This window comes from Sphingobacterium sp. 1.A.5 (assembly GCF_002734235.1).
In the GTDB taxonomy this organism is placed as follows: domain Bacteria; phylum Bacteroidota; class Bacteroidia; order Sphingobacteriales; family Sphingobacteriaceae; genus Sphingobacterium; species Sphingobacterium daejeonense.
Genome location: NZ_PEBA01000021.1, coordinates 1 through 12,583 on the forward strand (window position 1 = coordinate 1; position 12,583 = coordinate 12,583).

Genomic DNA, 12,583 nt, shown 5'->3' on the forward strand with positions numbered 1-12,583 from the left:
GGAAAAGATCTTGCCAAAGCATACGACCAGTTCCTTACTACCGACGTCAATGCCAACGACCTGCTTGAGTGTTTTCATGTTAATTTTTTGATGTGAAACTGAAAAATCAATAGTGAAACTTCCCTTGGACTTGTCTCCTGATGGATATTCAAGCTGGACTGTAATTCCGCCTTACATTCTGTTCTGTCTTAGGAAGCGAAAAAGAGGAAGGCCATCTCTAAAAATCAGTATGCTAAAAAAGCTACTAAGACAGCCCTAGGCTCTCCCTCTTTTCACTAAATACAGCAAATCTATAAAACTAAAAATGTCTCCTACATTTGCTTGACACAAACATAGGAGACAGCCCCTTATTATTTTACTGCTTTTAATCGAGTATGAGCAAACTTTTCGGTCTCTTTATTGTTTAACAAAAAAAGATATTATGAATAGATATATAGGATTTTTAGCGATTGCTCTTACCACTACCCTTTTCAGTAGTTGTTCTTTAATTGAAGGAATATTCAAAGCAGGAATGTGGTGGGGTATTATATTAGTTGTAGGGGCAGTAGTATTAGTGATTTGGTTAATTTCAAAATTATTTGGTGGTGGCCGTGGAGGCACTAATTAATCTTTAACGAAAATTTCACTATCTGTTAATGCGAATATCAGTATCTTTCGTACAAAATTAATGTACATGACCAAGTTTATCTTAGTAGTACTGATATTCGTATCTTCATTTCAAGCCTTTTGTCAGGATGGTTATCCAAAACCAACTTCCAACGATGGATTATTGTTCTACATCCAACATAACAGAGGTAAGAATGCATTTATTTATTCCATTAATTACAGCAATAACCATAAAATTGATACGGATGAGCCCGTTAAAGTTACCCGCCAATTATTTGACAAAAATGGGGAAATAAAACCTTTAACCGCCATTCAGAAAAACTTTGCATACGGCATTGATATCGATAAAATCAACGCAAATCACTATGAACTTGCCATCGTATCACTCCCAGATCAAAAGTTATATCTAACCATTCCTTCCAAAGGAAAAGCCTACGTAGAAACTACGGTCAATGGTGTAAAAATCAAAGTCAATAGATTATTTATTCGTATAAAAGACGGAACTTCAGGATTTAGCACCAAATTAGATTATATATTATTTTACGGAACCCACAAAAACAAAGAAGTAATTTTAAAGCTTGAAATTTAATTGACCGATATTTATGTTCAATATAATTTCTTTATATTAAACATATTATAAATCAATTTTATTTATTATGAAAGCATTAATCACTTTATTCCTATCCATTTTTATGATTTTTAGTTGTTATGCACAACAAAAATCATCAGATGTCAATAACCTTGAAGGCCTTTGGCAATTGAAATTTATGAAAGCCAATTCTGCTTCTGATTCCTTGGCAGTAAAAGCTCCAATTTTTAAACATATTAGGTCAGATTTGGGCTTCACGAACTTAAGCTTAACAGATATCCATTTGATAGGAACTTTGGAAGGATCTTTAGAAATCAGTGACACTGGTATTTTAACAGAAAAAATTGCAAAACAAGGCCCTTCAATTGGTAGTAATATGATTGGACAAACTTTAAAGATCCCATATTTATTAACAAATGGAAATAATCAATTATACCTAACTTTTTATACAGCAGACCAAAACGGTACACCTCTTGAATACCAAGAAATATATGAGCGTGTTCATATTCGATAAAATGAAATTAGCATATAGCACAGGATGGATATTTCAATATTTTAACCGTAATTTCGCTTTACAACCTATATCTTAATAATTGTTATGAGTGTAAAGATCAAATATCCTTACCATACGGGGTATCCTTCAGTTGCAGATTTAAAGAAGAGAGCTAAATGGAGAATTCCAAAATTTGCCTTTGACTATTTAGAAGGCGGATGTAACGAGGAACTAAATTTAGCGAGAAATGAAAATGATTTTGACAACATATTATTAAAGCCTCAATATTTACATGTATCTGGAGAAATAGACATGTCCGTTGAGCTTTTTGGCAAACGCTATAGTGCTCCATTTGGGATTTCCCCAATAGGACTTCAAGGTCTTATGTGGCCCAATGCACCAGAGATTTTAGCGAAAGCTGCTGCGAAAAACAATATACCATATATCTTAAGCACTGTTTCTACGAGTAGCATTGAGCGCATTGCTGAAGTATCTGATGGTGAGGCCTGGTTTCAGTTATATCACCCTACCGAAGACCGTTTAAGGGATGATATCTTGGACAGGCTCAAAGCGGTTGAATGTCCGGTTTTAGTAGTTTTAGTTGATGTTCCTTCATTTGGCCTTCGGTATAGAGAGATTAAGAGCGGGCTTTCTATGCCTCCTAAGATGAACATCAGTAATGTGGCACAAGCCCTAATCTGTCCAGAATGGGGAATCAAGACTCTCCAACATGGGATACCTAGTTTTGCAACATTAAAACCGTATATGGAAAAAGGTCTTGATCTTTCTCAATTAGGACAATTTATGAACAAAACATTCACCGGCAAAGTGAATATACAGAAGGTTCAAGCCATTCGTGATATTTGGAAGGGTCCACTTGTGTTAAAAGGTATAGCCACTCAGGAAGACATGGATGCTGCAATTTCTATTGGTGTCGATGGAGTCATCGTGTCCAATCATGGTGGGAGGCAAATTGACGCTGGAGAATCTTCAATCCATTCCTTGATTCGATTGACTCAAAACCCAGCATATAAAAATAAGTTGAAAATCATGATGGACGGAGGTATCAGATCTGGTGTTGATTTAGGAAGGGCCTATGCAGTCGGTTCAGAATTCAATTTTATGGGTAGACCATTTATGTATGGCGTTGGTGCTTTGGGAGATGAAGGTGGAGACCATACGATTAACATGTTCAAAGCTCAACTCTACCAAGTGATGCAACAATTAAGCATTGAAAACATTAATCAATTCCCGTCTAGATTATTATAATTCAATATATAATTGTAAAAATTGGTTTACTTAAACATGTAGGCCAATTTTTTGCGTTTTAGGATTCCTAACAACCAGATTTTTGTTGTAGATTGTAAAAAAATCAAAAAAAAGATTCTTGATTTTTTTACAATCTACAACCTAAACATAATGCGATTAAATTACATAAACCTATTTTGGCTAACAAGTCTATTCATTCTTTCCATAAAATTTTCTCAAGCGCAGATAGCAGTTCAATTAAAAAACAATCAGGAGTTTAAATACAACCTGAAAACAGGGTCCTTTTCATTATACCAAAACAATGATCCTATTTTTGAACATGCATTTTCTAGCATTCAACTTAAAGGTAGCGAAATTGAAACCTTAAACCTTCCTACTACTCGAGCATTGAAGCAGAAATTCAAGGACAATGCGGGATCAGGAATCTGTTATTCCATTGAGCGCCCTGCTGGAAAAGGCTTGAAAACCCTGCAAAACTTCTATTTTTATGATAATTCATCCTTTATCGTTCTTGAAATAATAATTAAGGGGAAAAATATTAGTTCAAACTCTATTTTACCGTTTAACATTATTCCTCAGAATCTCCTGGCCAACAAAAACTTAACTGCTGTAAAGGTTCCTTTTGATAACGATACCTTTATTTCATATGATCAAATAGAGTTGACAGATACAACATATGAGAGCTCAGAAGTAGGTATATTATATAATCAAGAGTCACAAGCAGGTTTAATTGCCGCCTCCTTAGATCAATCTGCTTGGAAAACTGGAATTTTGGCAAAAAATCAAAGCGATAACCTTACTGAACTTTCGATCAAAAATGGATACACAGAAGTTACCTTAACTCGAGATTCTATGGGTCATGGATTTGTAGAAGGTAATATCATCAGGTCTCCGAAGATATTTATCTCTTATGCTAGTAATTGGCAAGATGGTATGGAAGAATTTGCTAAGTTTCAAAGAAAATTATTTCCTCCCTACCTTCAAACTTGGGAAGGAGGCACTCCAGTTGGATGGAACAGTTGGGGGGTTATTCAACAAGATTTATCTTGGGAAAATGCTACTGTCTCTGTTGATTACTTTAAGAGCAACCTTCCGGATTTTAGGAATGAAAATGGGAAGGCTTATATTGATTTGGATTCATTTTGGGACAATATGGTCCCTGGAGGGATGTCAGGAGATTATAGCAAACTTCAGGAGTTTGCTACTTATTGTAAATTGGCGGGTCTTGAGCCTGGAGTTTATTGGGCACCTTTTACAGATTGGGGTTATAAAAGCGGTCCTTCCCGAAAAGCGGAAGGCTCAGATTATACTTTTGGGGAAATGTGGACCAAGACCAGCAAAGGCTATCATGAGTTGGATGGTGGTCGAGCGTTGGACCCTACACATCCAGGAACAATAGCTAGAATGAAGTTTATTCTACAAAGACTTAAAGATTGTGGATTCAAAATGATAAAGATTGATTTCCTATCACACGCAGCAATTGAATCAACAGGATTTTACGACCCAACAATTAAAACGGGTATGCAAGCTTATGCAGCAGGCATGAAGAATCTCAATGATATTTTAGATAATCAAATGCTGATATATGCGGCCATTTCTCCTTCCCTAGCGAGCTATAAATATGCGCATATGCGAAGAATTGCTTGTGATGCTTGGAAAACCATGGATCAAACAGCCTACACCTTGAATTCGGTTACTTTTGGCTGGTGGCAAACCTATCTTTATGATTATATCGATGCAGATCATTTAGTTTTTACTGGCGAATCACACGACACTAATATTGCCAGGTTTCTTTCAGGAGTTGTAGCGGGCCCCTTGATATTGGGAGATGACTTTTCAAAAACTGCTGAATGGCAAAAGGAAATGGAACCTATTCTCCAAAATCGAGAAATCCTAAGTATTGTCAAAAATGGAAAAAGTTTTAGGCCACTCCCCGTGTTCAAGGACAATAAAAGCAGTAATCTTTATTTTAAGAAAGATGGAAAGAATTTATACCTTATTGCCTTTAATTTTAAACCTGAGGTTGCAAACATAGCCTTTGATTTAAAGGAGATTGGATTGACAGGAAATTTTAAGATGAAGGACTTAATCAGCCAAGTAGAAAAAAGCAGTAATTCCGAATTGAATATAGGATTTGAAAGTGCGGGCGCCAAGGTATTTCGGTTGGTAAAGGAGTAGGGATTACTTACGAGATTGACTTTGGCATTCTTATTTATAAAGGCATTGATTGCATTAGTTTAGCCTATCAAAAAATTGTTTTATCAAGCCCAATAAATCGGTATAGGATTTCCCTTCTGGCAATATCCCCAAATCCTTATAATAAGTCATAAAATCTTTGGTATACATTTCATCAGCCTTAATTTGAAGAGTAAGAATATTTTCATTTTCAGCATGAGAAACTACAAATATATTTATCATCAATCTATACTCACTCGTAAACAAGCCTTTCCCTTTAGATAAATAATACAATTGGACAAAGCCATTTTCCTTATCCATATTTTGAATAAAATAGTCGTTTTCGAGCGAGAACCTCTTTAGATTGTCCAATATTTCATTGCTATTCATATTAGAAATAACAAGAGATTTTGAATCTTGAGAAAATGCGTAGCATGTAAAAAGGCAATAAAATGACATCAGAAAAATCAAACGTAAAGCTTTCATAGTAAAATAGTTAGTTTGATTATTGACTCATCGAAATTAGTTTGGTTTAACTACAATAAACGATTTAACCCTTTTACAATTTTTTTTTTGTCCTGTACCTTCGAATAATACTTAAATAATAATTTCCTCATCTCGCGATGAGGAAACTATTGAAAAATCTTTTAACAGCTAAAAATTTAGCCCTACCAATTCTAATGTCTTATGTCTTTTGTCTCTTGTCTAAACACAATTCCTTTCCACTTTCTCATATCTCACATCTCATATCTACTTTCTAATGTCTAGTCTAATTTACCTCTTCCCAAACTTTTCTTCGTAGGCTTTTTCTAGAGCGAACATTTCATCGCGCAATTTCGCTGCTTCCAAGAATTCCATTTCTTTTGCAGCTTTTTCCATACGTTTTCTCACTGTATCGATTGACTTCTTCATTTCCTTTTCACTCATATATTCGATCAATGGATCTGCAGCAACTGCGGCGCCTGGTTCTGGTTCAATATATGCTTTTGGTTCACCTTTAAAGTCAGCAACGGAGGTTTGTTCCAAGATTTCTTCTTTTGTCTTTCCTACGGTACGTGGGGTGATTCCGTGTTCAAGGTTATAGGCGATTTGTTTATCTCTTCTTCTGTTGGTTTCATCAATAGTGACCTGCATACTGTCCGTCATTTTATCGGCATACATAATCACCCGACCTTTATCGTTCCTTGCAGCACGTCCGATTGTTTGGATCAATGACCTTTCCGACCTCAGGAAGCCTTCTTTATCAGCATCCAATATAGCCACTAAGGTTACTTCAGGTAAGTCTAATCCTTCCCTTAGTAAATTCACTCCTACCAAGACATCGAATTCTCCAAGACGCAATCCTCTTAGAATTTCTACCCGTTCCAATGTTTTCACTTCGGAATGGATATAACGAACTTTAATATTCAGTTTCGTCATATATTTGGTCAATTCTTCAGCCATACGTTTTGTCAAAGTAGTTGCAAGGATCCTTCCACCTTCTTTAATAGTTTTATCAACTTCTTCCAAAAGGTCGTCTACTTGATTTACCGCAGGTCTTACTTCTACGACAGGATCCAATAACCCTGTTGGGCGGATAACCTGCTCTACCACGACACCTTCTGTTTGTTGCAATTCATAGTCTCCAGGAGTTGCCGAAACATATATGGTTTGATTGGTAAGGGATTCGAATTCTGGAAAATTCAGCGGACGATTGTCCAGTGCTGCCGGCAATCTAAATCCATGCTCCACCAAGGAAATTTTTCTAGACCGGTCACCACCATACATAGCTCTTAATTGAGGAATAGTTACATGGCTTTCATCGATTACCAAAAGATAATCTTCTGGAAAATAATCCAATAAACAGAATGGTCTCATACCGGGCTGCCTTCCATCAAAGAATCTTGAGTAGTTCTCAATTCCGGAGCAATAGCCCAATTCACGCATCATCTCAAGATCGTAGTTAACGCGTTCTTCAAGTCTCTTTGCCTCCAACATCTTGCCTTCATCTTCGAGCTGCGACTTTCGAGCAACTAACTCATCCTGGATTGACCAAATTGATTGGGTGAATTTTTCTTTTGGTGTCACAAAAAGGTTTGCCGGGAACAGGGCTAAACTTTCGTGTTTTTCAATAGTTCTTCCAGACACAGGGTCGATTTCACTCAGCTCATCGATCTCATCCCCAAAGAAGGAAACTCTATATGCTGTATCCAAATAGGCAGGATAGACATCAATTGTGTCTCCTTTCACTCTAAATGTCCCTCTTTTGAATTCGGAAGTGGTTCTTGCATAAAGAATTTCGACCAACTTATGTAGGAAAGCATTTCTGCTGATTGTTGTACCTACACCAAACCGGAAAATAGATCGTGAGAAGTCTTCAGGGTTTCCCATACCATAGATACAAGAAACAGAAGATACGACGATAACGTCTCTTCTTCCAGACATCAAGGATGACGTTGTTGCGAGCCGCAGTTTTTCAATTTCCTCATTGATTGCCAAATCCTTCTCGATATAGGTGTTGGTATGGGCGATGAATGCCTCCGGTTGATAATAATCATAATAAGAAACGAAGTAGTTGACCGCGTTATTGGGGAAGAATTGCTTGAACTCTCCATACAGTTGGGCAGCTAAAGTTTTATTATGGCTTAAGATCAAAGTTGGTTTCTGAGTTTCTTGGATAAGGTTAGCTACGGTAAACGTTTTACCAGATCCTGTAACTCCCAATAACGTTTGATAAGTTTCCCCTTGGTTTACACCTGCTACCAATTGTTCGATTGCTGCGGGTTGGTCACCTGTGGGTTTATATTCTGAAGTTAATTGAAATTTCATAGAGTGCCTTTCGTACCCCTAAGTTATCAAATATTATTCCCAATCCAGATATATGAACTGCAAACAAAATAATCCAAAAAATTATTGTTATTTTGGTATTCAACAAGACTTTTTGTCATGGTCACTATACTAACAAAACAAAACAGCATTGCAAATCATTTCTTAGCAGAACTAAGGGATGTGAATATTCAAACGGACAGGATGCGTTTTAGGAGGAACCTAGAACGTTTGGGGGAAATTATGGCCTATGAAATTTCCAAAACTTTTGAATACAAGAGTTCTGAAGTGGATACGCCATTAGGAGTTGCAAATACTCATTTATTGAGTACTCAACCGGTTATTGCTACCATTATTAGGGCAGGTTTACCATTCCATCAAGGACTTCTGAATTATTTTGATGGTGCTGACAGTGCTTTCATCGCAGCCTATAGACATACGAAAAAGAGTGGTGAGTTTGAGATTCACAAAAAATATCAAAACACACCAAATTTAGATGGCAAGGTCGTTATTATGGCTGATCCTATGTTAGCGACCGGTCGCAGTTTGGTATTATGTTGCAAAGATTTACTGAGCGATTATGATATCAAAGAATTGCATATTGCTACTATTATTGCTTCTGAGGAAGGTCTTCAGCATGTAAGGGCATTTCTTCCGGATGTTCAGTTATGGATTGGTGCCGTTGACAATGAGCTTACCAGCAAATCTTATATTGTTCCGGGGCTTGGCGATGCTGGCGATTTGGCATTCGGCAATAAGGAATAGTTTACTTACCATTAGGAAACATACATTTATTAATTAGTTAACATTTAAAATCAAGATAATGAACCACATATCCGTAAATTTAGTAAACAAATTTTCATACTATGGAATGGCAAAAATACAACGGAGAGACAATAAGGCTTCCATTATGGTCTGCAGTTGAGGAGACCATCATTAGGGAGAAAAACGCAGGTAACAAACTCAAGGTTTATATCGGCACAGATTCTCAAGTAAAAAGAGGAACTGTTGAGTTTGCGACTGTTGTTGTCTTCCTCAGGGAGCACAGAGGTGGATTTATGTTTATCAGGAAAGATAAAAAAAGCCACAACATGTCCATCAAAGAGAGAATGCTTTTGGAAGTTCAGCATTCTATAGAAACAGCCTACGAACTTTGTCCTTTACTGGATCAATATCAAATCGATCTAGAAGTCCACGCCGACATCAATACAAATCCCAATTTCCAGTCTAACACCGCACTCAAAGAAGCCATGGGTTATATCTTAGGAATGGGTTTTATCTTTAAGGCGAAACCTGAATCTTTTGCAAGTACAAATTGTGCCAATAAACTGGTCCAATAACTGTTAAAGATTCTTTTTATCCAATTATTGCAATCTTTAATTATCCCAAATAATTGAAGGTTATAAACTTCTCCCCTCTTTTTGATCTAATTCCTTAGGTCAGGTAAATTCTTCTCCCTTATTTTTTAGTAAAAATTAATTATTGCTAACCCTTTCTTGACTGATTTATTCAATGAAATAAAACTCAAAGAAGTTATTATCTTTATTCAACGAAAATTAACAGCTTCTACTTTATGGATTTTTTCCATCAACTATATGAACAGTTTCTTTTAACCTCCCCTCTCGAATGGTTAGCAACCATAACTGGTTTTCTATGCGTTTATCTAGCGGCAAAACAAAACATCTGGAATTGGCCAATTAGTATTATTTCAGTCCTCACCTATCTCTATATATTTTATCACAACAAATTATATGGTGATTCTGTATTGCAGATCTATTTTTTGAGCACTGCAATTTATGGTTGGTATTATTGGAATAAAAGGGCTCATTCTGATGACAAACCTATCAGTTCCTTCAATACTAAACAGATGATGGTCACTGTTTTGATTATTGCAGTTTTATCTGCTGTATTAGGATTGGTTTTGGATAAATTTACGGACACCGATGTGCCCTATGCAGATGGTTTCTGTACCGCAACAAGTTTTGTTGCTCAATTTCTTATGACCAGAAAAGTTCTACAAAATTGGTTATTATGGGTTTTTGTTGATATATGTTATATCCCTCTTTATTTCCACAAGGATCTCTTATTGACTGCCATCCTATATTTTGCATTTGCCATCATAGCATGGAATGGTTATCGTGATTGGCTGAAAACCTATCAAAAATTTCAGTAATATTGCCAACTTATGCATTCCAAAAACAATAAGGTCATAAAAATAGCTGTTGTAGGTCCAGAATCTACTGGAAAATCTACGATGGCATCCTACTTAGCGGAAAAACTAGATACAGTTTGTGTCCCTGAATATGCGCGATTCTATTGCCAGAACCTGAACAAACAATATACTTTGCAGGATGAAGTAAATATGTTTTATGGTCAGCTAGCATTAGAAGAGGCATTAACTTCATCAGCATCCAATAATTTATTGATTTGCGACACCACTATCTTAACTGTTAAGATTTGGTCTGACCATCTTTTTGGACATACACCTGTGGAGGTAACGGATGAAATTAGTCTAAGAAAATATGATTTATATCTGCTGATGGATATTGATTTACCTTGGGAAGATGATCCGTTGCGAGATTTCCCTAACGAAAGAGAGCACTTTATGAAGGTATGGAAAAAGGAATTATCTTCAATTGAAGCTAATTACAGCATAGTTTCGGGTTTGGAAAATCAAAGATTAGAAAATGGTCTGAAGGCTGTTAAATCTTTTTTAATAAATCAATAGGCAGTTCAAAATAGGTTTTAACTCCCCAAAACTTAACGGGATTATTTCTATGGGAATTTTCATAGATTTCTTCTGCATTTAACCTTTTACTCCCAGTAGTTGTAGAGATCTCCCAAAATTCTGGTTTTCTATCATTGCTATTTAAGTTGTAAAGATAAGTAACGCTTTTAGCAGGAATCTTTACCACCCAATATGCTGTATTGGCTTCAATAAGATTTAGTGTATCAATAGTCTTATCTTCAGCAGAGAAGTTTTCCTCTTTATATCCTTCCAATGGCAAATTAATTAGTTTTATTTGATTCACTTCCATTACTGTGGAAGGAAAGACTTTCAAGATTACGTCTTCATCCAGCTTATTAATGAAATATTGAGGATAAAAGAATGAACAAGAAGAAAAAATAAGAGAGATTAATGCAATCAATAAAAACTTGAACCGACTCATAAATTGGTTTATTCATTAATACACAGAAATTACCAAAAGTAACCCTAGCAATCAATCAAAAAAAGCCCCTAATTTAAGATTAGGGGCTTTAAGAATATCTAATTACTAAATACTATCTACTAAATACTATCTACTAAATACTATTCTAGTATCTATAAGCTTCAGGTTTGTAAGGTCCTTCTACGGTAACACCTATATATTCGGCTTGTTCCGGAGTCAATACATCCAATTCTACACCGATATGAGCTAAGTGAAGACGAGCTACTTTTTCATCTAAATGTTTAGGAAGCGTGTATACTTCTTTTTTATACTGATCAGTGTTGGTCCAAAGTTCTAATTGTGCTAGCGTTTGGTTGGTGAAAGAGTTTGACATTACAAATGAAGGGTGACCAGTGGCACATCCTAAGTTAACCAAACGACCTTCAGCCAATAGAATGATGTCTTTACCGTCGATAGTATATTTATCAACTTGAGGTTTGATTTCAACTTTTGTATTTCCGTGGTTCTCATTTAACCAAGCTACATCGATTTCATTATCAAAGTGACCGATATTACATACTACAGTTTTATCTTTCATTGCTTTGAAGTGCTCAGGGCGGATAATATCTTTATTACCTGTTGTTGTAACAACAATATTAGCTTCTTTGATGGCGTCTTCCATTTTCTTCACTTCATAACCTTCCATTGCTGCTTGCAGCGCACAGATTGGGTCAATTTCAGTTACGATTACACGCACACCTGCAGAGCGCAAAGATTCAGCTGATCCTTTACCAACATCTCCAAATCCAGCTACCACAGCTACTTTTCCAGCTAACATAAGGTCTGTCGCACGGCGAATAGCGTCTACCAATGATTCACGACATCCATATTTGTTGTCGAATTTAGATTTTGTAACGGAGTCATTGACATTGATTGCAGGCAAGTGAAGAGTTCCGTTTTTCATGCGTTCATACAAGCGGTGAACACCTGTTGTTGTTTCTTCAGAAAGGCCTTTGATTCCTTCAATTAACTCAGGGAATTGGTCGAATACCATATTCGTCAAGTCACCACCATCATCAAGGATCATATTTAGAGGCTTGCGATCTTCACCAAAAAACAAAGTTTGTTCTATACACCAGTTGAATTCTTCCTCATTCATACCTTTCCATGCGTATACAGGGATACCAGCGGCAGCAATAGCAGCAGCGGCGTGATCTTGCGTAGAGAAGATGTTACATGAAGACCAAGAAACATCAGCACCAAGTTCAACAAGTGTTTCGATTAATACTGCTGTTTGAATAGTCATGTGTAGACATCCGGCAATGCGAGCACCTTTTAAGGGTTTCGTTGCGCCGAATTCTTTGCGCAATGACATTAGGCCTGGCATTTCAGCTTCTGCTAATTCTATTTCTTTACGCCCCCAGTCAGCTAAAGTGATATCTTTTACTTTGTAAGGTACGTAGGTAGTTTCTAATGATGACATAGTTATACTTTTTG

General features: G+C 36.4%; 13 protein-coding genes. 9 read left to right on the forward strand and 4 right to left on the reverse strand.

Translation table 11 applies throughout. The features are described from left to right. Nucleotides 1-421: 421 nt before the first annotated feature. From CRT24_RS10225 to CRT24_RS10245, 5 genes are all read left to right on the forward strand, one after another. Nucleotides 422-607 carry a hypothetical protein gene (locus tag CRT24_RS10225; protein WP_099371142.1) on the forward strand — a complete coding sequence of 62 codons (186 nt, stop codon included), beginning with the start codon at nucleotides 422-424 and terminating at the stop codon, nucleotides 605-607. Nucleotides 608-673: 66 nt separating this feature from the next. Further along, nucleotides 674-1,195 carry a DUF4833 domain-containing protein gene (locus tag CRT24_RS10230; RefSeq protein ID WP_180269111.1) on the forward strand — a complete coding sequence of 174 codons (522 nt, stop codon included), beginning with the start codon at nucleotides 674-676 and terminating at the stop codon, nucleotides 1,193-1,195. A 67-nt stretch (nucleotides 1,196-1,262) separates the two neighbouring features. Beyond that, nucleotides 1,263-1,709 (forward strand): DUF4488 domain-containing protein, encoded by a 447-nt coding sequence (locus CRT24_RS10235; RefSeq protein ID WP_099371144.1) that lies wholly within the window; start codon nucleotides 1,263-1,265, stop codon nucleotides 1,707-1,709. Between the two features lie 84 nt (nucleotides 1,710-1,793). Continuing rightward, on the forward strand, nucleotides 1,794-2,957 hold the full coding sequence (locus CRT24_RS10240; protein WP_099371145.1) for an alpha-hydroxy acid oxidase: 1,164 nt from the start codon (nucleotides 1,794-1,796) through the stop codon (nucleotides 2,955-2,957). Between the two features lie 150 nt (nucleotides 2,958-3,107). Continuing rightward, complete coding sequence (locus CRT24_RS10245; RefSeq protein ID WP_144034550.1) at nucleotides 3,108-5,135, forward strand: alpha-galactosidase; 2,028 nt, start codon at nucleotides 3,108-3,110, stop codon at nucleotides 5,133-5,135. A 54-nt stretch (nucleotides 5,136-5,189) separates the two neighbouring features. On the opposite strand, the gene CRT24_RS10250 is transcribed toward CRT24_RS10245, so the two are convergent. Together CRT24_RS10250 and uvrB are read right to left on the reverse strand one after the other, a co-directional pair. Continuing rightward, on the reverse strand, nucleotides 5,190-5,618 hold the full coding sequence (locus CRT24_RS10250) for a hypothetical protein (protein WP_144034551.1): 429 nt from the start codon (nucleotides 5,616-5,618) through the stop codon (nucleotides 5,190-5,192). A gap of 288 nt (nucleotides 5,619-5,906) precedes the next feature. Continuing rightward, a complete protein-coding gene (uvrB, locus tag CRT24_RS10255; RefSeq protein ID WP_099371148.1) occupies nucleotides 5,907-7,940 on the reverse strand; it encodes an excinuclease ABC subunit UvrB in 2,034 nt (677 codons plus the stop codon). 117 nt (nucleotides 7,941-8,057) lie between these two features. Between uvrB and upp the strand changes: the two genes are divergently transcribed. The 4 genes from upp to CRT24_RS10275 all read left to right on the forward strand — a co-directional run bounded on the left by upp (nucleotide 8,058) and on the right by CRT24_RS10275 (nucleotide 10,665). Continuing rightward, on the forward strand, nucleotides 8,058-8,702 hold the full coding sequence (gene upp, locus CRT24_RS10260) for a uracil phosphoribosyltransferase (protein ID WP_099371149.1): 645 nt from the start codon (nucleotides 8,058-8,060) through the stop codon (nucleotides 8,700-8,702). 101 nt (nucleotides 8,703-8,803) lie between these two features. Then, nucleotides 8,804-9,277 (forward strand): ribonuclease H-like YkuK family protein, encoded by a 474-nt coding sequence (locus tag CRT24_RS10265; RefSeq protein ID WP_099371150.1) that lies wholly within the window; start codon nucleotides 8,804-8,806, stop codon nucleotides 9,275-9,277. A gap of 233 nt (nucleotides 9,278-9,510) precedes the next feature. Beyond that, nucleotides 9,511-10,110: a nicotinamide riboside transporter PnuC gene (gene pnuC, locus CRT24_RS10270; protein ID WP_099371151.1), complete on the forward strand. Its 600-nt coding sequence runs from the start codon at nucleotides 9,511-9,513 to the stop codon at nucleotides 10,108-10,110. A gap of 12 nt (nucleotides 10,111-10,122) precedes the next feature. Beyond that, on the forward strand, nucleotides 10,123-10,665 hold the full coding sequence (locus CRT24_RS10275) for an AAA family ATPase (protein ID WP_099371152.1): 543 nt from the start codon (nucleotides 10,123-10,125) through the stop codon (nucleotides 10,663-10,665). Here CRT24_RS10275 and CRT24_RS10280 read toward each other — a convergent pair. Then, the gene (locus CRT24_RS10280) at nucleotides 10,640-11,107 is read right to left on the reverse strand and encodes a hypothetical protein (protein ID WP_099371153.1); all 468 of its coding nucleotides are present in this window, start codon (nucleotides 11,105-11,107) and stop codon (nucleotides 10,640-10,642) included. The two genes, CRT24_RS10275 and CRT24_RS10280, sit on opposite strands and share 26 nt — an antisense overlap. A gap of 145 nt (nucleotides 11,108-11,252) precedes the next feature. Then, complete coding sequence (gene ahcY / locus CRT24_RS10285) at nucleotides 11,253-12,569, reverse strand: adenosylhomocysteinase (protein WP_099371154.1); 1,317 nt, start codon at nucleotides 12,567-12,569, stop codon at nucleotides 11,253-11,255. Between the last annotated feature and the right edge of the window lie 14 nt (nucleotides 12,570-12,583).